This window comes from Helicobacter pylori, assembly GCF_021062735.1.
GTDB lineage: Bacteria > Campylobacterota > Campylobacteria > Campylobacterales > Helicobacteraceae > Helicobacter > Helicobacter pylori_DN.
The window spans coordinates 1-24,666 of record NZ_JAHXLB010000009.1; the positions used below are offsets into that span (position 1 = coordinate 1).

Here is a 24,666-nt window from a genome sequence, read left to right on the forward strand (position 1 = left end):
GCTTCACCGATCTGATAGCCCACGCTCATATAAAACCCGTCATCTTCAGCCCTTGATAATGAAGCTATGAGAGAGAAAGAGAGAGCAAAGAGAGATTTTTTCATGTTTTCTCCTTTTATTAGATTTTTCTTTGATACAAAGAAACTTCATATTATAAGCAATAAATGGAATTTTATGGCTAATTTTAGATCTAAATTTTAGAGATTTTGTTTTTTTTTTTTTTTTGTAAATTGCGAAAAATAGGGGTTTTGGCCTAACTTTTGAGGCTTAAAAACCGCCTTTAAAAGAAAGACTAGTTAGTCTTCTTTCAAGCTATAAGCGATAGGGATTTTTAGATGCACGGTTTCTTCTGGTTTAGGGAATAAATACGCCGCGTTTTTAATGGCCTCTAAAGCCGCATGGTTTAAAATATCCGTTGTGTTACTTTTGACCACTTTAATGTCCGTAACGCTCCCATCAGCATTGATCACAAAGCTCACTAACACTTCGCCCTCAATGCCCCTAATCTGCGCCATTTTAGGGTAGCGGTTTTTAGAAGAAATAGCGGTTTGGATCTTCATTAAAAATTCGTTGCTCACCCCTGGGTTATAAGCTTGAGCTTCAGAAGTCGCGCCCTCAGAGGTTTTGTTGGATTCTTCTTGCTTGTCTTTTTCTTTGACTATGTCTTTAGTCGTTACTTGTTTAGGAGCGCTTTTTTCTTTAGCTTCCTCTTTAGCTTCTTCTTTTTTGGGTTCTTCTTTAGGCTCTTCTTTTTTAACCTCTTCAACTTTAGGCTCGGGCTTAGGCTCAGGTTTTGGCTTAGGCTCAGGTTTGGGTTTTGGTTCAGGCCTAGGTTTTGGCTTGGGTTTGGGTTTAGGCTTAGGCTTTGTCTCTTTTTTGGGTTCTTCTTTTTTGGGCTCTTCTTTCTTGGGTTTTTCTTTAGGTTCTTCTTTGGGTTTAGCCGACTCAGCATTGGTCTTTGTATTGGAATTGGTGTTAATGCTGGCTAAACTCATGGTAACCTTAGTGGTCCCAGCTTGCGCTAAAGGCTCTGGGGCTTCTTCGTGCAGCAAAAAATAGCCAAACCCTATAGCGTATAGGGCAAAAGAGATTAAAAAGCTAACACTCGTTGAGACTTTACTTAGCTTCTGTGGAGATGGAGAAATTTTCATGATTATGCTCTTTTAAAATATCCATAATGCTGATAAAAGTTTCAAAACGAGAGCTTTTGTCGCTTTTTAAGTCTATAAGGGTTTTAGGGTCTGTTTGTTTGACTACAGCGCTCAAAGCTTCTAAATTCGTCGGTTTGTCATCTACGAAAATATTGTCATGCTCATCTACGGAGATGACCACCACTTTTTGATCGTTTGGCTGGGATTTTTCCGCATTTTTAGCGTTAGGGAGATTGACTTTAATCTTACCTTGCGCGATAAAAGTAGAAATGCTTAACACAATCGCTAGCAAAACGAGCATAATATCAATGAAAGGGACAATATTCAGCCCATCGCCTCTTCTGATGCTTTTCATTTTTTCATGATCCTAAATTTTTCACTCAAAACATCGGATTTTCTCAACAAGCTATTATAAGCGATCAAAGTGGGAATCGCCACAGCAAGCCCTAGAGCGGTCGCTTTTAAAGCTAAAGACAAACCTACCATGATCGTTTTAGCGTCCATCCCGCCGCTCACGCCCATGTCATAGAAAATCACCATAATCCCTAAAACCGTCCCTAATAAACCCACATAAGGTGCGTTAGAATAAATCACATAGAGAATGGTTAGATTTTTGGTTAAATCCAAATTGAGGGCGTCTATATCATCATAAGCTTTCAAATTGACTTTGGAATAAAAAATAACCCTTTCAATCACAAACCACAAAGCTAAAAAACTCGCCACGCCAAGCACCGCAAAAACGAATACATCCACATAATCTTTCAACATTGCCATTGAAAAACCGCCCATAAAAACTCCTTGTCTATGATAAAACAATTCCCTTAAGATTAAAGCAACATGCAACACAGCCATTCTAAGAGCATGTGCTCTTTAAGAAGCATTCATTCGCATAAATGCTCCAAAATGATAAAAGAATGTTGGATTGTTGATTATATTGTTTTAATAATAACAAGTCAATAAATAATTAAGCTAGTAATTGAAATCAAATTCAAATGTTCTTATGGTCAACCATTTAAATCCAATTTGTATTATAATGGTTAATTTTAAATTAATTCAATAACACTAGCATGAGCGACTTTTAACAGACTCATGCCAAAAAAGGATTTTTCTCAATGGATACACCCAATAAAGACGATTCAATCATCCGCTTTTCGGTTTCTTTGCAACAAAATTTATTGGACGAATTAGACAACCGCATCATTAAAAACGGCTATTCTTCTCGCTCAGAATTAGTGCGCGACATGATTAGAGAAAAATTAGTAGAAGACAATTGGGCAGAAGATAACCCTAATGATGGGAGTAAAATCGCTGTGCTTGTGGTGATTTATGATCACCACCAAAGGGAATTAAACCAGCGCATGATAGACATTCAGCATGCCAGCGGGACGCATGTTTTATGCACCACGCACATTCATATGGACGCGCATAATTGTTTAGAAACGATTATTTTACAAGGCAATTCGCTTAAAATCCAACGCTTGCAATTAGAAATTGGGGGGCTTAGGGGGGTTAAATTCGCTAAATTGACTAAGGCGTCTAGCTTTGAACACAATGAATAGCGTCTTAAAATACAAAGAATTAGCGCTCTATGGAGGGAGTTTTGACCCCTTGCACAAGGCTCATTTAGCCATCATTGATCAAACTTTAGAATTATTGCCATTTGCTAAGCTCATTGTTTTACCCGCTTATCAAAACCCTTTCAAAAAGCCATGTTTTTTGGACGCAAAAACCCGTTTTAAGGAATTAGAAAGAGCTTTAAAGGGAATGGATAGGGTGCTGTTGAGCGATTTTGAAATCAAGCAAGAAAGGGCTGTGCCTACGATAGAAAGCGTGATTCATTTTCAAAAACTCTACCGCCCTAAAACGCTTTATTTAGTCATAGGAGCGGATTGCTTAAGGCATCTTTCTTCTTGGACTAACGCTAAAGAGCTTTTAAAAAGGGTGGAATTAGTGGTTTTTGAAAGGATTGGCTATGAAGAGATTCAGTTTAAGGGACACTACCACCCTTTAAAGGGCATTGACGCACCGATTTCTTCTAGCGCGATTAGGGCTAGTTTGGGGGTTTAAGCGTGTTTTTTAATGTGGCGGTAGGCTTCTTGAATGATAGCGAAGCGTTTGGCGTAAAGAGCCTTTTTTTCTTTAAGATCGCATAAATCAGGGTGGTAGGTTTTAGCCAACTCCAAATAGCGCTTTTTGACTTCGCTGAAATTTTCATGCTTGATGAAACCTAACGCTTTATAGCATTCCCTTAATTTGCGCTCAGCCATAGTGGTGTAGCTGTCCTTACCAAAGCCATTAGGATAGATGAAATGTAAGCATGCGTTATGGACGATTCTATTTTCATTGAGCGTTACAATGAGTTCCCAAAAACGCTCTGAATCGCCTCTTATATGCAATTCATCTTGGGTTTCTAAAAACACACAGCCGCTGAATTTTTGGCGTAAAAACCGCTTGGCGATAGGGTGCTTGGTGATAAAAAGCGCATATTCCGCCCCAAAGGTTAAAACTTTCACTTCTATTTTTTCTAAAAGCGTGTTTTGAGCCATGATTTTGATGCGTATGGGCAGGTGGCTTTTTTGTAAAACCTCTTCTAAAGAATGCGTGCTAATATCTTTTTCATGCACGCATTCAAGGGCATAATAAACCCAATTAAGCAAGTAGTTTTTTTTAAAACATTCCGTGTCGTTTAAGATGAGTAACGATGAAGAGAGCATGTGGCACTGGCTGAAATGTTTTTTAGCGTAGTTTAAAACTTTTTTCAACAAAGGGTGGCTGTTAGGGAGCGCGATTTGCGTGAATTTGGCTAACAATTCAATTTTGGCCATTGCCTTTATTTTCTCCATGCGTTTTGATGCGATTTTTAAAAATCTTTAGGTATTTTAGCATGCCAATGGTTAAAAAAGGTGGTTATGAGTGGTTTTTGCGCTAGACTACGAGCTATAACTCATTTAATGAAAGAATAAAAATGAAAATAGCGGTATTACTCAGTGGGGGGGTGGATAGCTCTTATAGCGCTTATAGCTTAAAAGAGCAAGGGCATGAATTAGTGGGGATTTATTTAAAACTCCATGCGAGTGAGAAAAAGCATGATTTATACATTAAAAACGCTCAAAAAGCGTGCGAGTTTTTAGGCATTCCTTTAGAGGTGTTGGATTTTCAAAAGGATTTTAAAAGCGCGGTTTATGATGAATTTATCAACGCTTATGAAGAAGGGCAAACCCCAAACCCTTGCGCGTTGTGCAACCCTTTAATGAAGTTTGGGCTAGCTTTAGATCATGCTTTAAAATTAGGGTGTGAAAAGATCGCTACCGGGCATTATGCGAGAGTCAAAGAAATTGACAAGGTAAGTTATATTCAAGAGGCTTTGGATAAAACTAAAGATCAGAGCTATTTTTTATACGCTTTAGAGCATGAAGTTATCGCTAAATTGGTGTTCCCTTTAGGGGACTTGTTAAAAAAGGATATTAAGCCTTTAGCCTTGAATGCGATGCCTTTTTTAGGCACTTTAGAGACTTATAAGGAATCTCAAGAAATCTGCTTTGTGGAAAAAAGCTACATTGACACTTTAAAAAAGCATGTTGAAGTGGAAAAAGAGGGCGTGGTGAAAAACCTACAAGGCGAAGTCATTGGCACGCATAAGGGCTATATGCAATACACGATTGGCAAACGCAAAGGCTTTAACATTAAAGGCGCGTTAGAGCCGCATTTTGTGGTGGGGATTGACGCTAAAAAGAACGAGTTGATTGTGGGCAAAAAAGAAGATCTCGCTACGCATTCGCTTAAGGCTAAAAACAAATCTTTAATGAAAGATTTTAAAGATGGCGAATATTTTATCAAGGCCCGTTACAGGAGCGTGCCTACTAAAGCGTTTGTGAGCTTGAAAGATGAGGTGATTGAAGTGGAATTTAAAGAGCCTTTTTATGGCGTGGCTAAAGGGCAAGCCTTGGTCGTTTATCAAGATGACATCTTGCTGGGTGGGGGCGTGATTGTTTAGGGCTTTTGCACTTATAGCCTAGTTGATCGCTTTTTTAAAAGTTCACTCTCGCTTAAAATTTTCAAAGCTAGGGAATCCATGCGGATCTAAGCGGATATTTTTAATAAGAGTTTTTCCATTGCTCAAATCACCGCTCAAATTGGAGGGCTTTTTAGTCTGTTGTTTGGCTAAAAGGGCTAAAACTCGGGCGTTTAACGCCATGGTTTCATTCAAAAACGCCATTTGCTTATTTAATTCGCTTAAAAATTCTATATTCAAGGTTTTTAAAGTATGCTCGTAATTGGCTAAGATTAGCGCATGCTTTTCTTTATTGTTTTTAGCGTCTTTTAATTCTTTGTCTCGCTCTATTAGGGCGTTTTGGTAGCGTTGGCGCAATTCTTTAGCGCATGATTTGAGATTTTCTTTATCGCATAAAAAATGCGTTTTTAAAGTTTCTAGGCGTTTTTCTAAGGGTAAAAAGGTTTTTAGGGCGTCTTCTTTAGCTTGGATTTGGTTTTGAAGCTTGTTTTTAAATTTTTTCAAACGCATGGCTTTATAGGCTTGAAAATCATGGTTTATGAGAGCGTTGTATTCTAGGGTTTTGTTATGGGATTGTTGGTTATGGGTTTGGTTTTCTAAAACTTGATCGCACAAGGCGTTTAAAGCACTCATCAAATCCAATTGCGAGAGCAAATGGGCGAGTTTAGGCTCTTTGAGTAAGAAAAGGGCGTTGTTTTGTTCTTGGACTTCTAAAGCGTTTGAGGCCTCTTCTAAGTTTTTAACGCCGCTCAAATAAGGGCAATGCTCTTGTAAAAAAAGCGTTTGGGATTCTTTGATTAAGCGTTCTTGTTCCATGCCCTCTTTTAAGCGTTTTTCTAAAGCTTGTAATTTTTCTAATTCCAAAGCGCTTTGTTTCAATAACGCATCAGTGTCCATAAGGCGGATTTGGCTGGCGTTAAAAAAACGCCTCTGGCTATTTAGGGTGCTGTTAGCCTTTTTGATTTCTTTAAGCTGATCTTGGTTGTTGGAAAGCACATTTTGATAGATTCTTAAACTTTCATTGAGTTTATAAAGCATGTCTGAGAGCTGTTCGTTAGAGCGCGAGAGCTTAGCGTTAGTTTGAGAATCAAAAGTCATCATTATCTGTGCGTTTGAAAAGGTTAGAAAAAATAAGAAAAAGCAAAAAAATCTCATGGGGTTATCTTTATTACTATAGTTTCATCGTGTTATTTTATCTAAGTTTTGGCATGCATAAAAACACACAAACCCACCGCTTTTAAGATAAAATAAGCGTTTTGATGCCATTTTTGGAGCGATCGTGGAATTGAATTATTATGAAATTTTAGAAGTGGAAAAACACAGCAACCAAGAGACCATTAAAAAGTCTTACAGAAAGCTGGCTTTAAAATACCACCCAGACAGAAACGCCGGCGATAAAGAAGCCGAAGAAAAGTTCAAGCTCATCAATGAAGCCTATGGGGTGTTAAGCGATGAAAAGAAACGGGCCTTATACGATAGGTATGGTAAAAAAGGCTTAAACCAAGCCGGTGCGAGCCAGAGCGATTTTTCTGACTTTTTTGAAGATTTAGGCTCGTTTTTTGAAGACGCTTTTGGCTTTGGCGCTAGAGGGAGTAAAAGGCAAAAAAGCTCTATCGCACCGGATTATTTGCAAATGATTGAATTGAGTTTTAAAGAAGCGGTTTTTGGCTGTAAAAAAACCATTAAAGTCCAGTACCAGAGCGTTTGTGAAAGTTGCGATGGCACAGGCGCTAAAGATAAAGCCCTAGAGAATTGCAAGCAATGCAACGGGCAGGGGCAAGTGTTTATGCGTCAAGGTTTTATGAGTTTTGCGCAAACTTGTGGGGCGTGTAAAGGCAAGGGCAAGATCATTAAAACCCCATGCCAAGCGTGTAAGGGTAAAACCTACATCCTTAAAGATGAAGAAATTGATGCGACAATCCCTGAGGGCATTGATGATCAAAACCGCATGGTGCTTAAAAATAAAGGCAATGAATACGAGAAGGGAAAAAGAGGGGATTTGTATTTAGAGGCACGAGTCAAAGAAGATGAGCATTTCAAGCGCGAAGGCTGTGATTTGTTTATTAAAGCGCCGGTGTTTTTCACCACTATCGCTTTAGGGCATACGATTAAAGTGCCGTCTTTAAAAGGGGACGAACTGGAATTAAAAATCCCTAGAAACGCTAAAGACAGGCAGACTTTTGCGTTTAGAAACGAGGGCGTGAAACACCCTGAAAGCTCTTATAGAGGGAGTTTGATCGTGGAATTGCAAGTGATTTACCCTAAAAGTTTGAATAAGGAGCAGCAAGGGTTATTGGAAAAGTTGCATGCGAGTTTTGGCTATGAGGGCGAGCCGCATAAAAGCGTTTTAGAAACCTGTATTTCTAAAATTAAAGACTGGTTTAAATGAAAGGTTGTTGATGCATGATTTTCTAAAAGCCTTTAAAGACGCTTTCCCTCATACCATTTCTATCTTTTTAGGGTATTTGCTTATGGGAATGACTTTTGGAATGCTTTTAGCCCAGCAAGGGTATGATTATAAAGTAGCCATGTTCATGTCGTTATTCATCTACGCTGGGGCGGTGCAATTTGTAGCGATCACACTTTTAAGTGCGCAAGCGAGCTTGATGAATGTCGTTATTGTGAGCTTGTTGGTGAATGCGAGGCAGACTTGTTATGCGCTTTCTATGCTAGAGAGATTTAAAAACACCAAATGGCGTTTGCCCTATTTAGCGCATGCGCTCACGGATGAAACCTTTGCTCTGTTGAATTTATACGCTCCTAAAGAGGGGGTTAGTGAAAAAGACTTTATTTTTAGCATTTCCTTACTCAACCACTCTTATTGGATTTTTGGCTCGTTGGTGGGTTCGTTAGTGGGAGTGCATTTTTCTTTTGACACTCAAGGCATGGAATTTGTGATGACAGCGATTTTTATCGTGCTGTTTATGGAGCAATACAAACGAAACACAAACCACAAAAACGCATGGCTTGGGATTTTTATTGCGGTTGTTTGTTTAGCGCTCTTTGGGACTGAATACTTTTTGCTTATCGCTTTAGTTTTAATGGTGCTTGCTCTTATTTTGTTTAGAAAGCAGTTAGAATGTTAATGCATTCTATACTCATTATTTTAGTCATCATATTAACGACTTATTTCACGCGCATCTGGCCTTTTATGGTGTTTAACGCTAAAAACCCGCCCAACGACTTTGTGCGTTATTTGGGTAGGGCTTTATCATGTTCAGTGATAGGCATGCTCGTGATCTATTGTTTTAAAGACATTCAAATTTTAAAACCCCCTTATGGGATCAATGAAATCATCGCTTTTTTATCCGTTATCCTTTTGCACCGCATTTTTAAGGCGTTTGTTTTAAGCATCACGCTCCCTACCATTCTTTATATGGTTTTAGTCCAAAGCCATGCGTTAGAAAAGGCTTTTTTTAATTCCTAAAATGATGTTTGACTGCTTTTAACCCTAGCGTTTTTAATCACAAAATACGCCGTAGGGATAATAAAAAGCGTTAAAACAACGCTGCTTATCATGCCCCCTAGCATGGGTGCAGCGATGGATTTCATGATTTCACTCCCTGTGCCATGGCTATACATGATCGGAATGAGTGAAGCTAAAATACTAAAAAAGGTCATAAGCTTGGGCCTCACCCTAAGCACCGCCCCATGCATGATAGCTTCTTTTAAAGTGGCGCTATTTTGCTCTTTTAAAGGGGTTTTGATGAATTTTTGAAACGCGTCTTCTAAATAAATAATCATCACAATAGCCGTTTCACTTGCTACCCCTAAAAGGGCTAAAAAGCCCACTAACGCCGCCACGCTCATGTTAAAGCCCATGATATTCATAAAAATTAACCCCCCCAAAAACGCAAAAGGCAGAGTGAAAAAGCATAGTAAGGAATTGGTGAGGTTCTTTAAGGCAAAGACAATTAAAATAAAAATGATAAACACGCTCACCGGCACGATGTATTTTAAGGTTTTAAACGCTTCTTCTAAATACTGGCTCTCGCCGCTAAATTCATAATAATACCCGTTAGGCAATTTGATTTTTTCTAGCGCTTTTTGAGCCAGTTGTCTGTAGGTATCAGAGCTGATATTGGCTTGCGGCACAATATAAATAAAATTCACATTCAAGCCCTTTTCGCTTTTTAACACCGCCGGCGAGTTGTCGTAATAGATGCGGGCTAACTCCCTTAAGGGCATGTAATTGTAAGCGGTTTTGATGTAGAGGTTTTGTAATTTTTCAATGGTGTTTCTTTCTGTGTCTTCTAAGCGTAAAGAAATGGGGTAACTTTCTACGCCCTTAATCATGGTAGTGAGCGTGGCTCCTCCAAGAGCGAATTTAATCGTGTCTAACACGGCGTTTTTATTGATGCCATAACGAGCCAGATTTTCATCGTTCAAATCCAGCGTGATGTAGTAGCCATTATTGGATCGCTCCGCAAAGACGGACAAACTCTCTTTTAGGGTTTTGAGCTGTTGTTCCATAAGGATCGCTAATTCTTGTAATTTATCCGTGTCATTACCATAGAGCTTGATTCCTAGGGGCGTTCTAATCCCGGTTAAGAGCATGTCCGTTCTCCCACGAATGGGGTAAGTCCATGAATTGGTCAAGCCTTTTAATTGCAGGGTCTTTTCTAATTTATCCCTAACTTCTTTATAACTGAGCTTTTCTTTCCATTCGTTTTGCGGCTTTAATTCAATGTAGGTTTCTATCATGCTCAAACCGGCAGCATCAGTGCTGGTGTTAGCGCGCCCCACTTTACCAAAAACTTGTTTGACAAAATCCAATCGCTTGATAGCGCTATTACTTTTTTTCAAATATTCTAAAGCGGTGTCAATGCCCACGCCATTAAGCGTTACTGGCATATACATCACTACCCCTTCATTGATTTGGGGGATAAATTCCCAGTTGAGTTTTTGATACGCTACATACAAACCTCCTAAACCCACAACGCTCGCTATTAAAAAAGCGTATTTGAACTTAAGCACAACCTTCAAGCTTACGCCATAAATTTTCATGAAAAAAGCGTTAATGGGGTTTTTAGACTCTTCTAAAATCCGCCCTTTAATGAGCCATACCATTAAAATAGGGACCATGGTGATAGAAAGCAGCGCTCCTACTAACATGGCAAAGGTTTTGGTGTAAGCTAAAGGGGCAAAAAGCTTTTCTTCTTGGCCGGTGAGCGCAAAAATTGGCAAGAAAGAAACCACGATGATCATTAAAGCAAAAAATATCGCGCCCCCCACATGCTTAACCCCTTGCATGATGGCATTAACCCTTTGGATATCATCTTTTGTATCAATGTGTTGCAAGTGCTTGTGAGCGTTCTCCACCATCACAATAGCCGCATCCACCATCGCCCCTATAGCGATCGCAATGCCCCCCAAACTCATAATACTCGCTTCAATATTGAAATAACGCATGAGCAAGAAACTAATGCACACGCTTAAAGGCAGAGTGATAATCACCACTAAAGCGCTCCTAAAATGCAATAAAAAAATCGCAATAATGACTAGCACAATGACGCTTTCTTCTATGAGCGTGTGGATTAAATTGTCAATGCCTTTTTCAATCAATTCGCTCCTGTCATACACGCTGGTGATTTTCACATCAGGGTTACTCGCTTGTAGGGTGGCGATTTTTTCTTTAATGGCTTTAAGCACCTTATAAGTGTCAGCGTGATAGCGCACCATAACAATCCCGCCCACCACTTCTTTATCGCCATTCAGGTTGGCAGCCCCTCGGCGTGGTTTTGGCGCTAGCCTAACGCTGGCTATATCTTTGATTTTTAAAGGGATAGCCCCTTCTTTTTTAACCACAATTTCTTCTAAATCCTTCAAAGATTGGATATAGCCATGCGATCTTATGATTTTTTCAAACCCGTTTTCTAAAATAACCCCCCCACCGGTATCGTTATTGGAATTTTTAATCGCGTTAGCGACTTGCTCTAAACTCAAGTTATAACGGATCAAAGAATCGTTTTGAAGCGTTACTTCATAATCCTTTACAAAGCCCCCCACGCTTGCGACCTCACTCACCCCATCAACCCCCAAAAGTGCATAGCGGTAATAAAAATCTTGCAAGACTTTCAAATCGCTTAAATTCTTGCTATCGCTAGATAGAGCGTATTGATACGCCCAGCCAATAGAAGTGGAATCGCTCCCTATTTCCACTTTAGCGTCCTTGGGTAGATTGCTTACTCTGTTTAATTGCTCTAAAACCCTATCCCTAGCCCAATACAAATTGACGCCGTCTTTAAAAATGATGTAAATCAAGCCGCTTTCATAGCTAGAAATCCCTCTAACCGTGTCAATGTTAGCGATACTCATGAAAGTAGAAACCAACGGGTAAGTAACCTGCTCTTGCACGATTTTAGGGCTTTGGTTGGGGTAAGTGATTTGCACGACCACTTGAGCGGGGCTTAAATCCGGCAAAGCGTCTAAACGAACGCTTTTTATCGCCCACAAAGAGGCTAAAAAAATGAGTAGAGTGATTAAAGTGGTAAGGAGTTTGTTTTTAACGCTTAAATCAATGATTTTTTCTATCATTCAATAATCCCCATTGTTTTGAGCGTCAGCGTCTAGCACGAATAAAGCGTTATTAGCGACTTCTTCGCCCGCTTTTAAACCCTCTAAAATTTCATAACTCCCATCGCTCAAGCGAACGGCTTTAATTTCTAACGGGCTTAAGCCAAAATCATCTTTTTTAAACACGATAGCTTTCCCCCCTTTAATCAAAACCGCTTCTTTAGGCAGGATCTTCATTTTTTGTGGTTTTTGAAAGATTTCCACTTGAGCGAACATGTTAGGGTAATAAAGTTGTTTAGCATTAGGCACATTGAAGCGCGCTTCTAGCATTTTATCTCCTTTGTTGATGATGGGGTTGATATTTTCAAGCGTGATTTCTTGCTCGCCTTTAATCCCTTCTACGAACAAGATCGCTTTATGCGTGTTTTTTAAAAACTCTAAATCCTCTTGATTGACTTTAACAAGCGCCCACAATTGGCTTAAATCTATGATTTGAAACAACTCTTGCCCTTTTTTAATGAAGCTCCCCTCATTGAGATCCGGGCTTTTTTTAAAAATAACGCCGTTAAAACGAGAGTAAATAGTCATTTCATTTTGGACTTTATGAGCGCTGATGGTTTTTTCAATGCTGGAGTTTTCTAGCCCTAATAGTTTGAGTTTTTCTTTAATCGCTCCCACTTGTTGGTTGAATTCCAATGATGATAGCAATTCGCTTTGAACGCTCACTAATTCAGGGGAATACACGCTCAATAACCTATCGCCCTTTTTAATGGGGGTATAGGTTTTATTCGCATAAAGCTTTTCCACATAGCCATCAAAACGCAGGGTTTGAGAAAAAATCAGCGCTTCATTAGGCTCTAAAAGCGCATAATAGCGCCGGCTTTGAGAAAATTCTTTTTCTATAACCTTAGTGGTGGAAATATTGAAACGGGTTTGGCTTTTAGTTTCTTTAGTTTCTTGAGTTTCTTGAGCGTTAGCGAATAAGGGGCTAAAAAACAAAATCAAGGCTAACCATAAAATCCGTTTCATTCTAATCCTTTAAGGTTTTGTAAAGACAAATAAGCGCTATTGAGAGCGCTTAAGGTTTCAAGCTGGGTGATTTGGGTAGTGATTTTGTCATTAAAAGCGTTGTAATAAGCGTTGTAATCGCCATTAGATTTCAAATCGAGCGCATAAATTTGCGCGATTTTTTCATTCTGCTTGATGATTTTATTGATCGATTCTAGGTTTTTTTGCAAGGTTTCTAATTTTTTAAGGAGTTTTAGGGCCAGGTGGTGGGTTTTGTTTTTGGTGTTTTCCACTTCGCTTTTAAACACCAAGCTTTCTTTTTTCTTTTGCTCCACTAATTTGGCTTGCTTGCCATAAATGGGTAAAGGGATGGACAAAGCGATACTAAACATATCGTAGTTATAGTATTGTTTGGAGCGGAAATAATACACCCCGGTAACATTCACGTCTTCTAAAAAGCTTTTTTTAGCCAAAGTGATGTCTTTTTGCGATTTTTCTTCATCAAGCCTAGCGATCGCAATATCGTAATTAGTGGCGCTAATGTTGTATAACTCTTGCTCCTTATTAAATTCAAAATTTTTAGGGGCAATGCTTAAAAGTTCGTTTTCTTTAAAAGTCAATTCACCCATGGAATAATGGCTGCTAGATAGCGCTTCTTCTAAATTGTTTTTTTTGATTTCTAATTGCGATTTTAAAATTTCTAGCTTGGCGATCGCTATTAAATCGGGCGAACTGGAATGGTTGGCTTGATAGAGGGTGTTTTCTAAATTTTTAATCGCTGTGTTTAAAAGCTCTATTTCTTGTTGGTTTTTATAGTTTTCAATGCCGCTTATCATTAAACTAATCACTAATTGCTGCTTGGTTTTTTTAAGCTCTAATATCTTTTTTTGCTTTTCTAAATTAATCATTTGAGATTGCGTGAGTTTTTTACCATTTAAATCCACTTTTTGAGACAAACCCAAGCTCATGTTTTGCATTAAGGTGCTATCCAGCCTGAAAAAATCGCTCACATTAGCGTTGTTATAGCCTAAATACAAAACAGGGTTATCCCACTTGCTAACGGCTTTTTCTTGAGAACTTAAAGCGTCAATTTGCTCTTGTAAGGCTTGTATTTTTTGATTTTTAGAAAGGTATTTAGCCACAAAAGATTGGATCTCTAAATCTTTAGCAAAACCCAAACTAAAAAGCAGTAAAAAAGCGCTTAGAAGGCGTATTGAAACACCCCTTTTATAAAACGCACTTATAAAAGATAGCATGCTCTTATAAATCCAGGCTTGTTTTAGCGCGATAAACCTGGCCCTCTTTAGATTTAATATCCACCCTCACCTGCCATGTCCCGTTCATAGAAAGATTGGTTTTAGCTTCATAAATGCCGTTTTTTTCACTCACTTGCGCCATTTCTTTCATCGCTGGCATGCCGGACATTTCAGGCATCATAAACTGCACCCTAACGATAGCTTTTTCTAAAGCCTTACCTTTTAAAGTGGGGCTAAGAATGAAAGTGTTATCGCCTTTAATGGGGTTACCCACGGATTTGATTTTCACTTCCAAGTCATTCGCTTTTAGGGTTTGTTCCCATGCGTTTAAACCCATAACCCCCAATGCGCTTACTAAAAATAAAGCGGCTAACTTTTTCATCGTTTTGACCTTTACATTAAGATAACAAGAAAATTCTTGTTGCGGACGAATGATAACCCTCTTTTGTGTAAAAATTGTGGAAATGGTGTTTAAAAAATTAGGGTTTTTAAGTAGAAGGTATAAGAGTTTATGCTATTTTTTTAAGGTTTTAAAATCAAATTTCAAAGGATTAGCATGCAATTTAGAATCGAACATGACACGATGGGCGAAATCAAAGTAAATGATAGCCAATACTGGGGGGCTCAAACGCAACGCAGTCTTGAAAACTTTAAGATCGGCACTGAAAAAATGCCTAAAGAACTCATTGGCGCGTTTGCCAAACTCAAAAGGAGTCTGGCGGTAGTTAACCACAAGTTGGGGAAATTAAGCCTGGAAAAATCGCAAGCCATTATCAAAGCGTGCGATTGCATTTTAAAAGGCGAGTTGTGCGGCGAATTTCCCCTAGCGATATGGCAAACAGGGAGCGGGACTCAAACGAACATGAATCTCAATGAAGTCATTGCCAATAAGGCTACAGAAATTTTAGGGGGTAATTTTAGGGAGAAAAAACTCATCCACCCTAACGATGATGTGAACATGTCTCAAAGCTCCAACGACACTTTCCCTACCGCAATGCACATTGTGAGCGTGCTAGAAATCACGCACAAACTACTGCCCAGTTTAGAGAATCTGTTAAAAACCTTTAAAGAAAAAAGCCAACAATTTAAAGAGATTGTCAAAATCGGGCGCACGCATTTGCAAGACGCTACGCCTTTAACTTTGGGGCAAGAATTTAGCGGGTATGCGAGCATGCTAGAGCATTCTAAACAACAAATTTTAGAGAGTTTGGAGCATTTAAGAGAATTAGCCATAGGCGGGACGGCCGTAGGCACAGGTCTAAACGCTCATAAAGAATTGAGTGAAAAAGTGGCTGAAGAATTGAGCGAGTTTAGCGGCGTGAAATTCATTTCTGCGCCCAATAAATTCCATGCACTCACTAGCCATGACGCTATCGCTTATGCACATGGGGCTTTTAAGGCTTTAGCGGCGAATTTAATGAAAATCGCTAACGATATTAGATGGCTTGCGAGCGGGCCGCGCTGTGGTCTGGGCGAGCTTAATATCCCTGAAAACGAGCCGGGCAGTTCTATTATGCCTGGTAAAGTGAACCCCACGCAATGCGAAGCGATGACAATGGTGGCCGTGCAAGTGATGGGGAATGATACCGCTATTGGCATTGCGGCCAGTCAGGGTAATTTTGAATTGAATGTGTTCAAGCCGGTGATCATTTATAATTTCTTGCAGAGTTTGAGGCTATTGAGCGACAGCATGGAAAGTTTTAATACCCATTGTGCGAGCGGTATTGAGCCTAATAAAGAAAAAATTGATTATTACTTGCACCATTCTTTAATGCTAGTAACCGCCCTAAACCCGCATGTAGGCTATGAAAACGCCGCTAAAATCGCTAAAAACGCCCACAAAAAAGGCATTTCTTTAAAAGAAAGCGCGCTGGAACTGAAACTCTTGAGCGCTGAAGATTTTGACCAATTCGTGGTGCCTGAAAAGATGATCGGGCCTAAGGCTTGAAACATGGCTAAGATCAAGGATCAAGATTATGAAATGTGGGCAAGAGAAATTGTGAGAGGGAGTGCTGTAGTGTTTTTTGGGGCTGGCTTTTCAGCTGGCGCTACAGGGTTTGATGGCGAATTGCCCTTGGGCAATCAGCTAAGAGATAAATTAGGTGAATTTTGTGGACTTGAGAGAAAGTATTATGAGACAAAAGATCTGAAAGATGTGGCTGAATATTGCTTAAAAAAACAAGATCATCAAAAAATTGTAGAAAAATTAAAAGATATTTTTAGGGTCAAACAATCAAAGGATGAACAAAAAGTTGTTGTAGGATGGCCATGGAAGAGCATTTACACGACAAATTACGATGACTTGGTTTGTTATGCTGGCAAGCAGGTTAATAAAAATATTGATATTTTAACGCTTGAAAGCATGTTGCCAAGTAAATCTAGAAATTTTTGTTTGCATATTAATGGTTGTGTGGATAGATTAGAACCAGAACATTTAGATAACTCTTTCAAATTGAGTCGTTCTTCTTATGTTAATAGTGATGTTTTTGCAAACTCTTCAAAGTGGAAAGATAAATTTATGAATGATTTGCAATACTCTGCATTGGTGGTGTTTATGGGATATTCTTTAGCGGATATGCCTATTGAGAGAATCTTATTTGCAAAAACTGAAAGTATGCGGAAGAAAACTATCTTTGTGGTTGCAGATCCTAAAAATTCCGATGATGATCCTATTGGCGATAACAAATTTGAAGGGTATGGGAAATTGCTTAAAATTGGTATGGAGTCTTTTGTAAACAAGATACAAGAATGTTGGCCACAGGATACTAATTTAGGTTTTAACTATTTAGAACAAATAATCATTTCTAATTCATTGGATGTCAATATTAGAGACAATGACTTAAAATTATTTTTTGAGCAAGGTAAGTTTGAAGATGGATGGTTACGAAATGAGGTTTTGCAGTATTTAAAAAATGGGCATCAGATTAGAAAAAGTTTTTCAGGTAAGGGATTCACTCTAGGAGATAAGATAACAGAAGGGATAAAGGATAAATATAGCTTGAAAAGTCCTATTCAGTCAGATTATGTTCCTAAACTAATTCCTAGAAAAGAAGAAATTGATGAAGCTAAACGCGAATTAGCACGAGATAGCGTAGGGATTTTAGGGGTGTTTGGCGAATTAGGGAGTGGGAAAACGATATTTTTAAGACAATTAGCAGTAACGCTTGTTGAAAGTGGTAAATCAGTATATTTTGTTAGGCATGGGGATTTTATTTCTCAAAAAGAAGAAATAGATACCCTACTAAAACAACTTAAAGATGGAAATGAGAAAGCTATAATCTTTATAGATTCTTACTTGAATCAATTAAAAATTTCTCAATACATTGCTAATAAAGTTAGAGAAACTCGCTGTGTCAAATTGATATTGGCAACAAGAGCTGTTGATGGGCATGGCGATGAGGGTTGCAAGTCTATTTCAGAAGACTCATCAGTAGAGATAGGACAGTTGAGCGATTTAGATTTAGGTATTTTTGTACAGATTATCAGTCATCTTGGTTTGTGGTCAAGGAGCTTGAGTGAAAGATCTTTTAAGGAACAAAAAAAGTATCTTCAAAAAAATTGCAACGCTCAAATGTTGCTTATTTTGCTAGATATATTTAATTCTGAACATATTTATAACGAGCTAGTTAAGAGCTTAAATAATGTTTTAAACGATAAAAAAATAAAAAAGATATTATTTGTTATTTGTTTTTTGCATGTAGCGAATATCACTAGCAAAGACATTGCGCTTTTTTCATATTTATTAGGAGATGATGGATTAGGGAATCTTAAATCGCAACATATCAAACAGCTCAGAGCTTTAAACTTATGGATTGACGACGATTCTGGTTCCAGTATTCTAGCTTTATTTATTTTGCACCACATGTTCTCATATGATGAAATCACAGGATATGCTTTTGAGATATTAAAAAGGGTGAGAAACACAGAGAAAAGCTACCATAATTTAAGTTATCAAGCATATCTTAAGTTATTGAATTATCGCACTATGAGTCGTGTATTTGGCAAAGAAAAAGATGGAGATAAGGATAAGAAGTTTACATTTTTGCGTAACTATTATGATGACGCTAAAAGAGAGATTCCAATTCTTATAGAGAATCCTCAGTTTTGGTTACAGTATGCAATATGTCATATATCAATAGGCAAGTTTAAAGAGGCGCAAGATTATTTAGATCAAGCATATGGTAAGGCGAATCAAAAAGATAGCTATGATGTGGATTATATTGATAACCAGCAAGCTCGCTTATACATTTATCAAGGAACTAATGCTGAAGACAAAGAGGATACGTTCAGCTTTTTTAAAAAAGCTGTTGAGTTACTAGAAGAGCGTAGAAAAGAAGATGAATATAAATACAGCATTATTGAAAGTTTTTGGGAATTTTTAGAAAAACATTTTTTGCATTTTGGAAAAAATAAGCAAGAAGATATTCAGAAAGTTTTGGCGGACCATCATGGAAAGTTTTGTAATTTTTGTGGGCAAGGTTCATGGTATAAACAAAAGATTATTAGGGGGTGTGAGAAAGTGTTTGAAAAGTATTTGCCTAATCCTGAAAAACCTAATCTCTCAAAAAATTTATCAAGCAAATGACTCTAGGTATTGATGAAGCGGGGAGGGGGTGTTTGGCTGGGTCGCTTTTTGTGGCTGGGGTGGCGTGTAATGAAAAAACGGCCTTAGAGTTTTTAGAAATGGGCTTAAAAGACAGCAAGAAGCTCAGCCCAAAAAAGCGCTTTTTCTTAGAAGATAAGATCAAAACGCATGGCGAGGTCAAGTTTTGGGTGGTTAAAAAAAGCGCGAATGAAATTGATAGCTTAGGTTTGGGGGCGTGTTTGAAACTCGCTATTCAAGAAATTTTAGAAAATGGTTGCTCTTTAGCTAATAAAATAAAAATAGACGGCAACACGGCGTTTGGCTTGAATAAACGCTACCCCAATATACAAACCATCATCAAGGGCGATGAGAAGATCGTTCAAATCGCTATGGCGTCTGTTTTGGCGAAAGCCTTTAAGGATAGAGAAATGCGGCAATTGCACGCTTTGTTTAAGGAATACGGCTGGGATAAGAATTGCGGGTATGGGACTAAACAGCATATAGAAGCGATCATTAAGCTAGGGGCTACGCCTTTTCATCGGCATAGCTTCACGCTTAAAAACCGCATCTTAAATCCCAAACTCTTAGATGTGGAACAACGCCTTATTTAAAAGGGTGCTGAGATTGGTAGCACTCGTTGAAGAAAGGTCGATGCGTTTTGCTTTAAAGTAAGCGATTAAGTCTTCAGGCTGAATGAAAGGGAATTGCACCATGACATACACACGATGGTTAGTGGTATCCACGAACCTTTTAGCCAAAATGGATTTAGACGTTAAAAAATCAACCAACCCGAATAAATAGCTGATAACATTATTTTTAACTTGAAGCGCTTTAGCAATAGATTTGTGCATTTTAGTGAATAAAACTCTTTCTAACGTGTTGTAAGCGTTCATTTTAGCCCTTAAAAAAGCCACTTTTTCAGTGTTTTCTTCAGAGGACAATTTGTCATCATAGGGGATGTAATTGGCGTAAAAATCGTTCCTTTTACCAGAAATTGAAGCCGATCCGACATATTGATTGAGCGGGTTCTTTTGGTCAAAAAGATTGATTTTAAGCCAATTGGGACAGTTAATCGTGTCCTTTAAACTCTCAGCATGCGCTGTTTGAGCGAAGAGGCCTAGGGATAACAAGGCACAGAAACTTAATTTTTTCAATGCATTCATTATAACTTCCTTTCCATAAAAGAATATTGAAAACGCCCTACGCTTTTAGGGTAGGTGGTATTTCTCAAAAAGGCGAAATACTGGGATAGCTTATAGTGAATTAGCTTAAGAAAAAATAAAAAATATTAAATAATCAATTAAAAATTTTAGTAATAATATTAAATACATAAATACATAAATACATAAATACATAAATACATAAATACATAAATACATAAATACATAAATACATAAATACATAAATACATAAATACATAATAACTATTATACCAAAATAGATTGAATATCCAAAGAAAAATCAATGAAATTAAGGTGTTTGTAGGGGGTATTGGTTGCTGAAATGGGGGCGTTGATAGAAACGACTGCAATTTTTAAAAACCCATGTTGATGGCACCATAAAAGCTGCTTTTCTAAAAAATGGGGCGTGGGGAAAGCGTGGGCGATGAGGGCGAGCTTGTTGGTAGAATTTTTACGCAAGATAAAAATCCCATTATCATGGGAGTAAAGCTCATATTTTGGGAATTGCTTGTAAAGCTCTAAAAAAACCATGTTTTCAAAAACGTTTAAAAGCGAAGGGCTAGGAGTCAGGCTATAAGGCAAGGCAAAATCGCACAGATACAATTTGGTTTTATGGTTTTCAAAACTGGGGACTAAAAAAATGATGCGCTGGTTTTCTAGCGCGTGTAACAATTTATAAAGAGTGTCTTTAGAGATCTTAAGCTCTTTTTTGAGTTGCGTATAAAGATAAAAAGCGCTCACAAACTTAGATTGATGCGTGCAGATTTTAGCCATTAAGGGGGCGTAAGCTTGAAAGATTAATTGGATATTTTCTTGTTTTTTTAGGATTTTTTCTTGCTCATTTTCTATAAAAAGCGAATCTAAAGCGTTGCCATCTCTTAAAAAGCGGTTAAACAGGGTGTTTTTAGGGGTGTTGGGTTTGAAAAAGCTAATATATTCTTTAAAATTCAACCCTAACGCATAGCACAAGCTGCAATCTGGCGCTGTTATGGGGCTTAAATAATTAGGGATAAGAACGATTTTAGGAAGCTTAGGCAGGCTGAAATCCAAGCGATCAATACGATCTAAAATGAGCAAATCCATTTTCTTTTCTAAATGCCATTTTAAAAGCCATGAGCTTAGAATGTTTTGGTTCAAACGCATGTCATTGTAATTGATATACACAGGGTTTTTAAAATCCTTCGCTAGTTTCAGGGCGAAAGTGGTTTTACCGGATTTCATCGGCCCTAAAAGACAGATTTTATCGCTTGAAGGTGCCTTTAAAAGCGGGTTGCTTAAAGACGGCTCTTTAGGGGTTTCAAAAGGCCCAAAAGGGTGCAAGCAAGAAAGGGGCATGAACTTCCTTACAAATGGGATTGGATTAAGGCAATCGTAGTGCATTTTTTATATTTCCTTATAAAAAGGAAGTAAAAATCTCTAAAAAGCCCTAAAAATAGCAAAAGTTATTGACTAAATGGCGCATTTTGAGTAGTATTTCAGTTTTTATTTTATTGTTTTATTCTGTTTTTTAGTAACGGATGAAACGAGTTCTTTTAGGAGAGTTTATGGAAAAAATCAGGTTGAAGCTCAAAGCTTATGACCATAGAGTGTTGGATCGCTCTGTTGTGGCTATCGTGGAAGCCGTAAAGCGCTCAGGTTCTGAAATTAGAGGGCCTATCCCTTTACCGACTAAGAATAAGCGTTACACCGTTTTACGCTCCCCGCATGTCAATAAGGATTCAAGAGAGCAGTTTGAGATTAGGGTTTATAGCCGATTGATTGATATTATTTCGGCCACCCCAGAAACCGTGGATAGCTTGATGAAGTTGGACTTAGCTCCTGAAGTGGATGTAGAAGTAACCTCTATGGAAACGAAGTAGTCCTAACGCATTGAGATCATAAAATAAGGGTTAGATATGGAATTTTTAGTTCAAAAGATAGGCATGAGCCGCACCATTGATGCTAACAGCACGCCTGTAACCTTGCTTAAAGTTTTGCAAGCGAAAGTGTGCCAGCTAGAAAACGGGAGAGCTTTAGTGGCCTATGCGATGCATAAAAAACACAATAAGGCGATTGAAGGCCAGCAAAAGAAATACCAACTCAGTAAAGAGTTTAACCATTTCGCTACCTTAAAAGCTTCCCAACAACAAGAGTTGGGCGATTTGGATTTGAGCGTTTTAGAAACGCTTAAAAGGGTTAAAGCGAGCTTTAAAACTAAGGGAAGAGGCTTTGCGGGGGTGATGAAGCGTTGGAATTTCCAAGGCGGGCCTGCCGCTCATGGGAGCCGTTTCCACCGCCGTCCTGGTTCTATTGGTAACAGAGAATGGCCAGGAAGAGTGCAAAAGGGTAGGAAAATGGCAGGGCATTATGGCAATGAGCTAGTTACTTGCCAAAACGAGGTGCTCTCTTTTGATAAAGAAAGTATGGTGTTAGTGCTAAAGGGTTCAGTGGTCGGCTTTTCTGGGGCTTATGGACGCGTTAGAGCGGTATAAAACCATACGCTGAATATAATATAAAGGGTTTGATATGAGTAAGGCCATCGTTTTAGACAGCCATTTGAAAGAAAAGGGTAGCGTGGAGTTACCTAAAAGATATGAGGGCATCAACAGCCATAACCTCTATCTTTATGTGAAACATTATTTATCTTCTGCGCGCGCTAATACCGCTAAAAGTAAAAACCGTGCTGAAGTGAGCGGGGGCGGTAGGAAGCCTTGGGCGCAAAAAGGGGGCGGAAGGGCCAGAGCAGGGAGCATCACTTCGCCTGTGTTTGTGGGTGGGGGTGTCTCTCATGGGGCCACTAACAACCGCAACTACAACCTTAAAATCAATAAAAAACAAAAACGCTTGGCTTTAGAATACGCTTTAGAAGAAAAAGCGCAAGCGAATAAGCTTTTTGTGGTGGAAAAAATCGCTATAGAAGGCGTGGTTGAAGACAATAAAAGAAAGCATTTGACTAAAGAAGCCAACCAAATGTTCCAGGCTTTAGAGCAACGAGACACTTTGTTTGTGTGCATGAACATGGACGAATACACTGAGTTAGCCTTTAGTAACCTTAAAAAATGCCTCATTATTGATGTGAGCGAGTTAAACGCTTATCTTTTAGCAGCGTTTAGCTCTGTAGTGATGGAAGAAGCAGCGTTTCAGCATGTGGTGCAAGATAAGACAGAGGAGTAAAAAATGGCAGACATCATGGATATAAAGTCAATTCTTTACACTGAAAAGTCATTAGGATTGCAAGAAAAAGGCGTTTTAGTGGTCCAAACGGCTCAAAATGTAACTAAAAACCAGCTCAAAGAAGTGTTTAAAACTTACTTTGGCTTTGAGCCTTTGAAAATCAATTCTTTGAAACAAGAAGGTAAGGTGAAACGCTTTAGAGGGAAGCTTGGACAAAGAAAGTCGTTTAAGAAATTTTATGTGAAAGTTCCAGAGGGCGCTAGCATTGCCGCCCTTGGCGCTTAAGAAAGGAGAAAGCGTTATGGCGATTAAAACTTATAAGCCCTACACCCCAAGCAGACGCTTCATGTCGGTGTTGGACTCTAAAGACATTACCGCAAAAAGCAGTGTCAAAGGCTTACTCACTAAGCTTAAAGCAACAGCAGGGAGAAACAATAACGGGCGCATCACCAGCCGCCACAAAGAGAGAGGGGCTAAAAAACTCTACCGCATTATTGATTTCAAACGCAACAAATACAACATTGAAGGGAAAGTGGCTGCGATTGAGTATGATCCTTACAGAAACGCACGCATCGCTCTTGTAGTCTATCCTGATGGGGACAAACGCTACATTTTACAGCCAAGCGGCTTGAAAGTAGGCGATAGCGTTATCGCTGCTGAAGGCGGTTTGGATATTAAAGTGGGCTTTGCGATGAAGTTAAAAAATATCCCTATAGGAACGGTGGTGCATAATATTGAAATGCATCCAGGGGCTGGCGGGCAATTAGCCAGAAGTGCTGGGATGAGCGCTCAAATCATGGGTAGAGAAAATAAATACACCATTCTTAGGATGCCAAGCTCTGAAATGCGCTACATTTTAAGCGAATGCATGGCAAGTATTGGCGTGGTAGGGAATGAGGATTTTATCAATGTCTCTATCGGTAAGGCAGGGCGTAACCGCCACAGAGGGATTCGCCCACAAACTCGTGGTAGCGCTATGAACCCAGTGGATCACCCGCATGGTGGGGGTGAGGGTAAAACAGGGACAAGCGGTCATCCTGTATCGCCTTGGGGCACTCCAGCTAAGGGCTATAAGACTAGAAAGAAAAAAGCTAGCGACAAGCTCATCATTTCCAGAAAGAAACATAAATAAAGGGTTAAAGAATGTCTAGGTCAATTAAAAAGGGTCCTTTTATAGACGACCACTTGATGAAAAAAACGCTCAAGGCAAAAGAGGGCAAGGATAACCGTCCGATTAAAACATGGTCTAGAAGAAGCACCATTTTGCCTGAAATGATTGGTTTTACTTATAATGTGCATAACGGAAGGGTTTTTGTCCCTGTGTATATCACAGAAAACCATGTGGGTTATAAGTTAGGGGAATTCGCTCCTACAAGAACTTTTAAAGGGCACAAAGGCAGTGTCCAAAAAAAGATTGGCAAGTAAGGGGGTAAAATGAGTAAAGCGTTATTAAGATTTGTGCGGTTATCTCCTACTAAAGCCAGATTGATTGCAAGACAGATTCAAGGCATGAGTGCTGAATTAGCGATCGCTAGTTTGGAATTTACGCCCAATAAAGCGGCTAGAGTGCTTTCAAAAGTGGTGGCTTCTGCGGTCGCTAACGGCTCTTTAGACGCCAAGAGCGCTCTGATTGTTTCTTGCAGAGTGGATGCTGGCCCTGTGCTTAAGCGCTCCATTCCAAGGGCTAAAGGCAGAGCCACAGCCATTAGAAAGCCAACATCTCATGTATTCGTAGAAGTAGCAGAAGGGAAAGAAATGAAATCTTCTAAAAGCCATAAAAAAAATCAAGCAGAAGGTAAGTAGG

Annotated in this window: 27 protein-coding genes; 16 read left to right on the forward strand and 11 right to left on the reverse strand. The window is 38.9% G+C overall.

The window, feature by feature from the left end; genetic code table 11:
• Window positions 1–296: 296 nt before the first annotated feature.
• From KX581_RS04980 to exbB, 3 genes are read right to left on the reverse strand one after another with little or no spacing between them, the layout of a single operon-like run.
• A complete protein-coding gene (locus tag KX581_RS04980) occupies window positions 297–1,151 on the reverse strand; it encodes an energy transducer TonB family protein (protein ID WP_231175750.1) in 855 nt (284 codons plus the stop codon).
• Window positions 1,117–1,506, reverse strand: coding sequence for a TonB system transport protein ExbD (gene exbD, locus KX581_RS04985; protein WP_115043657.1), 390 nt, complete (start codon window positions 1,504–1,506; stop codon window positions 1,117–1,119). Before exbD ends, KX581_RS04980 begins: the two co-directional genes overlap by 35 nt.
• Window positions 1,503–1,940 carry a TonB-system energizer ExbB gene (exbB, locus tag KX581_RS04990; RefSeq protein ID WP_000508557.1) on the reverse strand — a complete coding sequence of 146 codons (438 nt, stop codon included), beginning with the start codon at window positions 1,938–1,940 and terminating at the stop codon, window positions 1,503–1,505. The genes exbD and exbB overlap by 4 nt, the downstream gene beginning before the upstream one ends.
• A 323-nt stretch (window positions 1,941–2,263) precedes the next feature.
• Here exbB and nikR point away from each other — a divergent pair, with 323 nt between their 5' ends.
• A complete protein-coding gene (gene nikR, locus KX581_RS04995; protein WP_231175751.1) occupies window positions 2,264–2,710 on the forward strand; it encodes a nickel-responsive transcriptional regulator NikR in 447 nt (148 codons plus the stop codon).
• Window positions 2,703–3,218: a nicotinate (nicotinamide) nucleotide adenylyltransferase gene (gene nadD, locus KX581_RS05000; protein WP_180476283.1), complete on the forward strand. Its 516-nt coding sequence runs from the start codon at window positions 2,703–2,705 to the stop codon at window positions 3,216–3,218. Before nikR ends, nadD begins: the two co-directional genes overlap by 8 nt.
• Here nadD and KX581_RS05005 read toward each other — a convergent pair.
• Complete coding sequence (locus KX581_RS05005; RefSeq protein ID WP_231175752.1) at window positions 3,215–3,976, reverse strand: J domain-containing protein; 762 nt, start codon at window positions 3,974–3,976, stop codon at window positions 3,215–3,217. The genes nadD and KX581_RS05005 overlap by 4 nt on opposite strands.
• A 140-nt stretch (window positions 3,977–4,116) precedes the next feature.
• Here KX581_RS05005 and mnmA point away from each other — a divergent pair, with 140 nt between their 5' ends.
• Window positions 4,117–5,145, forward strand: a complete 1,029-nt coding sequence (gene mnmA / locus KX581_RS05010; RefSeq protein ID WP_231175753.1) for a tRNA 2-thiouridine(34) synthase MnmA — start codon at window positions 4,117–4,119, stop codon at window positions 5,143–5,145.
• A 42-nt stretch (window positions 5,146–5,187) separates the two neighbouring features.
• Here the strand turns inward: mnmA and KX581_RS05015 are convergent, their stop codons facing one another.
• Complete coding sequence (locus KX581_RS05015; protein ID WP_231175754.1) at window positions 5,188–6,318, reverse strand: hypothetical protein; 1,131 nt, start codon at window positions 6,316–6,318, stop codon at window positions 5,188–5,190.
• Between the two features lie 124 nt (window positions 6,319–6,442).
• Here KX581_RS05015 and dnaJ point away from each other — a divergent pair, with 124 nt between their 5' ends.
• Genes dnaJ through KX581_RS05030 form a run of 3 tightly spaced genes read left to right on the forward strand, consistent with a single transcriptional unit; the run spans window position 6,443 to window position 8,590 of the window.
• Window positions 6,443–7,552 carry a molecular chaperone DnaJ gene (dnaJ, locus tag KX581_RS05020; protein ID WP_231175755.1) on the forward strand — a complete coding sequence of 370 codons (1,110 nt, stop codon included), beginning with the start codon at window positions 6,443–6,445 and terminating at the stop codon, window positions 7,550–7,552.
• A gap of 10 nt (window positions 7,553–7,562) precedes the next feature.
• A complete protein-coding gene (azlC, locus tag KX581_RS05025; RefSeq protein WP_129074048.1) occupies window positions 7,563–8,249 on the forward strand; it encodes an azaleucine resistance protein AzlC in 687 nt (228 codons plus the stop codon).
• The gene (locus tag KX581_RS05030) at window positions 8,243–8,590 is read left to right on the forward strand and encodes a branched-chain amino acid transporter permease (RefSeq protein ID WP_124732828.1); all 348 of its coding nucleotides are present in this window, start codon (window positions 8,243–8,245) and stop codon (window positions 8,588–8,590) included. Before azlC ends, KX581_RS05030 begins: the two co-directional genes overlap by 7 nt.
• On the opposite strand, the gene KX581_RS05035 is transcribed toward KX581_RS05030, so the two are convergent.
• From KX581_RS05035 to crdA, 4 genes are read right to left on the reverse strand one after another with little or no spacing between them, the layout of a single operon-like run.
• Window positions 8,587–11,700, reverse strand: coding sequence for an efflux RND transporter permease subunit (locus KX581_RS05035; protein WP_231175756.1), 3,114 nt, complete (start codon window positions 11,698–11,700; stop codon window positions 8,587–8,589). The two genes, KX581_RS05030 and KX581_RS05035, sit on opposite strands and share 4 nt — an antisense overlap.
• Window positions 11,701–12,708 (reverse strand): efflux RND transporter periplasmic adaptor subunit, encoded by a 1,008-nt coding sequence (locus KX581_RS05040; protein WP_231175757.1) that lies wholly within the window; start codon window positions 12,706–12,708, stop codon window positions 11,701–11,703. It lies immediately after the preceding gene.
• Window positions 12,705–13,943, reverse strand: a complete 1,239-nt coding sequence (gene crdB / locus KX581_RS05045; RefSeq protein WP_231175758.1) for a copper resistance outer membrane protein CrdB — start codon at window positions 13,941–13,943, stop codon at window positions 12,705–12,707. Before crdB ends, KX581_RS05040 begins: the two co-directional genes overlap by 4 nt.
• A gap of 4 nt (window positions 13,944–13,947) precedes the next feature.
• A complete protein-coding gene (crdA, locus tag KX581_RS05050; protein ID WP_231175759.1) occupies window positions 13,948–14,325 on the reverse strand; it encodes a copper resistance determinant CrdA in 378 nt (125 codons plus the stop codon).
• A 174-nt stretch (window positions 14,326–14,499) separates the two neighbouring features.
• On the opposite strand from crdA, the gene fumC reads away from it, so the two are divergent.
• Genes fumC through KX581_RS05065 form a run of 3 tightly spaced genes read left to right on the forward strand, consistent with a single transcriptional unit; the run spans window position 14,500 to window position 19,139 of the window.
• Window positions 14,500–15,891: a class II fumarate hydratase gene (fumC, locus tag KX581_RS05055; protein ID WP_231175760.1), complete on the forward strand. Its 1,392-nt coding sequence runs from the start codon at window positions 14,500–14,502 to the stop codon at window positions 15,889–15,891.
• 3 nt (window positions 15,892–15,894) lie between these two features.
• Window positions 15,895–18,528, forward strand: a complete 2,634-nt coding sequence (locus tag KX581_RS05060) for an SIR2 family protein (RefSeq protein WP_231175761.1) — start codon at window positions 15,895–15,897, stop codon at window positions 18,526–18,528.
• Entirely contained in the window at window positions 18,525–19,139 is a 615-nt protein-coding gene (locus KX581_RS05065; protein ID WP_231175762.1) for a ribonuclease HII, read from the forward strand. Before KX581_RS05060 ends, KX581_RS05065 begins: the two co-directional genes overlap by 4 nt.
• On the opposite strand, the gene KX581_RS05070 is transcribed toward KX581_RS05065, so the two are convergent.
• Window positions 19,113–19,691, reverse strand: a complete 579-nt coding sequence (locus KX581_RS05070; RefSeq protein WP_231175763.1) for a hypothetical protein — start codon at window positions 19,689–19,691, stop codon at window positions 19,113–19,115. The two genes, KX581_RS05065 and KX581_RS05070, sit on opposite strands and share 27 nt — an antisense overlap.
• 264 nt (window positions 19,692–19,955) lie before the next feature.
• Window positions 19,956–21,044 carry an ATP-binding protein gene (locus KX581_RS05075; protein WP_231175764.1) on the reverse strand — a complete coding sequence of 363 codons (1,089 nt, stop codon included), beginning with the start codon at window positions 21,042–21,044 and terminating at the stop codon, window positions 19,956–19,958.
• Window positions 21,045–21,253: 209 nt separating this feature from the next.
• Here KX581_RS05075 and rpsJ point away from each other — a divergent pair, with 209 nt between their 5' ends.
• The 7 genes from rpsJ to rplV are packed head-to-tail and all read left to right on the forward strand — an operon-like array spanning window position 21,254 to window position 24,665.
• Window positions 21,254–21,568, forward strand: coding sequence for a 30S ribosomal protein S10 (gene rpsJ / locus KX581_RS05080; RefSeq protein ID WP_000411561.1), 315 nt, complete (start codon window positions 21,254–21,256; stop codon window positions 21,566–21,568).
• A 36-nt stretch (window positions 21,569–21,604) separates the two neighbouring features.
• Window positions 21,605–22,180: a 50S ribosomal protein L3 gene (rplC, locus tag KX581_RS05085; RefSeq protein ID WP_231175765.1), complete on the forward strand. Its 576-nt coding sequence runs from the start codon at window positions 21,605–21,607 to the stop codon at window positions 22,178–22,180.
• Window positions 22,181–22,214: 34 nt separating this feature from the next.
• Complete coding sequence (gene rplD, locus KX581_RS05090; RefSeq protein ID WP_231175766.1) at window positions 22,215–22,862, forward strand: 50S ribosomal protein L4; 648 nt, start codon at window positions 22,215–22,217, stop codon at window positions 22,860–22,862.
• Window positions 22,863–22,865: 3 nt separating this feature from the next.
• Window positions 22,866–23,147 (forward strand): 50S ribosomal protein L23, encoded by a 282-nt coding sequence (locus KX581_RS05095; RefSeq protein WP_000763613.1) that lies wholly within the window; start codon window positions 22,866–22,868, stop codon window positions 23,145–23,147.
• 16 nt (window positions 23,148–23,163) lie between these two features.
• Window positions 23,164–23,994, forward strand: a complete 831-nt coding sequence (gene rplB / locus KX581_RS05100) for a 50S ribosomal protein L2 (protein ID WP_000985809.1) — start codon at window positions 23,164–23,166, stop codon at window positions 23,992–23,994.
• Window positions 23,995–24,005: 11 nt separating this feature from the next.
• Window positions 24,006–24,287: a 30S ribosomal protein S19 gene (rpsS, locus tag KX581_RS05105; protein WP_000091385.1), complete on the forward strand. Its 282-nt coding sequence runs from the start codon at window positions 24,006–24,008 to the stop codon at window positions 24,285–24,287.
• Between the two features lie 9 nt (window positions 24,288–24,296).
• Window positions 24,297–24,665: a 50S ribosomal protein L22 gene (rplV, locus tag KX581_RS05110; protein WP_231175767.1), complete on the forward strand. Its 369-nt coding sequence runs from the start codon at window positions 24,297–24,299 to the stop codon at window positions 24,663–24,665.
• The last annotated feature ends 1 nt before the right edge of the window (window position 24,666 follow it).

Bases quoted from the DNA above. Each gene is read 5' to 3' on its own strand.
- rpsJ (WP_000411561.1), top strand. From the start codon at position 21,254: ATGGAAAAAATCAGGTTGAAGCTCAAAGCTTATGACCATAGAGTGTTG.
- rplC (WP_231175765.1), top strand. From the start codon at position 21,605: ATGGAATTTTTAGTTCAAAAGATAGGCATGAGCCGCACCATTGATGCT.
- KX581_RS04980 (WP_231175750.1), bottom strand. From the start codon at position 1,151: ATGAAAATTTCTCCATCTCCACAGAAGCTAAGTAAAGTCTCAACGAGT.
- KX581_RS05030 (WP_124732828.1), top strand. From the start codon at position 8,243: ATGTTAATGCATTCTATACTCATTATTTTAGTCATCATATTAACGACT.
- nikR (WP_231175751.1), top strand. From the start codon at position 2,264: ATGGATACACCCAATAAAGACGATTCAATCATCCGCTTTTCGGTTTCT.
- KX581_RS05015 (WP_231175754.1), bottom strand. From the start codon at position 6,318: ATGAGATTTTTTTGCTTTTTCTTATTTTTTCTAACCTTTTCAAACGCA.
- crdB (WP_231175758.1), bottom strand. From the start codon at position 13,943: ATGCTATCTTTTATAAGTGCGTTTTATAAAAGGGGTGTTTCAATACGC.
- KX581_RS05065 (WP_231175762.1), top strand. From the start codon at position 18,525: ATGACTCTAGGTATTGATGAAGCGGGGAGGGGGTGTTTGGCTGGGTCG.
- KX581_RS05005 (WP_231175752.1), bottom strand. From the start codon at position 3,976: ATGGCCAAAATTGAATTGTTAGCCAAATTCACGCAAATCGCGCTCCCT.
- fumC (WP_231175760.1), top strand. From the start codon at position 14,500: ATGCAATTTAGAATCGAACATGACACGATGGGCGAAATCAAAGTAAAT.
- KX581_RS05095 (WP_000763613.1), top strand. From the start codon at position 22,866: ATGGCAGACATCATGGATATAAAGTCAATTCTTTACACTGAAAAGTCA.
- rplD (WP_231175766.1), top strand. From the start codon at position 22,215: ATGAGTAAGGCCATCGTTTTAGACAGCCATTTGAAAGAAAAGGGTAGC.
- rplB (WP_000985809.1), top strand. From the start codon at position 23,164: ATGGCGATTAAAACTTATAAGCCCTACACCCCAAGCAGACGCTTCATG.
- KX581_RS05035 (WP_231175756.1), bottom strand. From the start codon at position 11,700: ATGATAGAAAAAATCATTGATTTAAGCGTTAAAAACAAACTCCTTACC.
- KX581_RS05060 (WP_231175761.1), top strand. From the start codon at position 15,895: ATGGCTAAGATCAAGGATCAAGATTATGAAATGTGGGCAAGAGAAATT.
- rpsS (WP_000091385.1), top strand. From the start codon at position 24,006: ATGTCTAGGTCAATTAAAAAGGGTCCTTTTATAGACGACCACTTGATG.
- KX581_RS05075 (WP_231175764.1), bottom strand. From the start codon at position 21,044: ATGCCCCTTTCTTGCTTGCACCCTTTTGGGCCTTTTGAAACCCCTAAA.
- rplV (WP_231175767.1), top strand. From the start codon at position 24,297: ATGAGTAAAGCGTTATTAAGATTTGTGCGGTTATCTCCTACTAAAGCC.
- mnmA (WP_231175753.1), top strand. From the start codon at position 4,117: ATGAAAATAGCGGTATTACTCAGTGGGGGGGTGGATAGCTCTTATAGC.
- crdA (WP_231175759.1), bottom strand. From the start codon at position 14,325: ATGAAAAAGTTAGCCGCTTTATTTTTAGTAAGCGCATTGGGGGTTATG.
- KX581_RS05040 (WP_231175757.1), bottom strand. From the start codon at position 12,708: ATGAAACGGATTTTATGGTTAGCCTTGATTTTGTTTTTTAGCCCCTTA.
- azlC (WP_129074048.1), top strand. From the start codon at position 7,563: ATGCATGATTTTCTAAAAGCCTTTAAAGACGCTTTCCCTCATACCATT.
- exbB (WP_000508557.1), bottom strand. From the start codon at position 1,940: ATGGGCGGTTTTTCAATGGCAATGTTGAAAGATTATGTGGATGTATTC.
- exbD (WP_115043657.1), bottom strand. From the start codon at position 1,506: ATGAAAAGCATCAGAAGAGGCGATGGGCTGAATATTGTCCCTTTCATT.
- nadD (WP_180476283.1), top strand. From the start codon at position 2,703: ATGAATAGCGTCTTAAAATACAAAGAATTAGCGCTCTATGGAGGGAGT.
- KX581_RS05070 (WP_231175763.1), bottom strand. From the start codon at position 19,691: ATGAATGCATTGAAAAAATTAAGTTTCTGTGCCTTGTTATCCCTAGGC.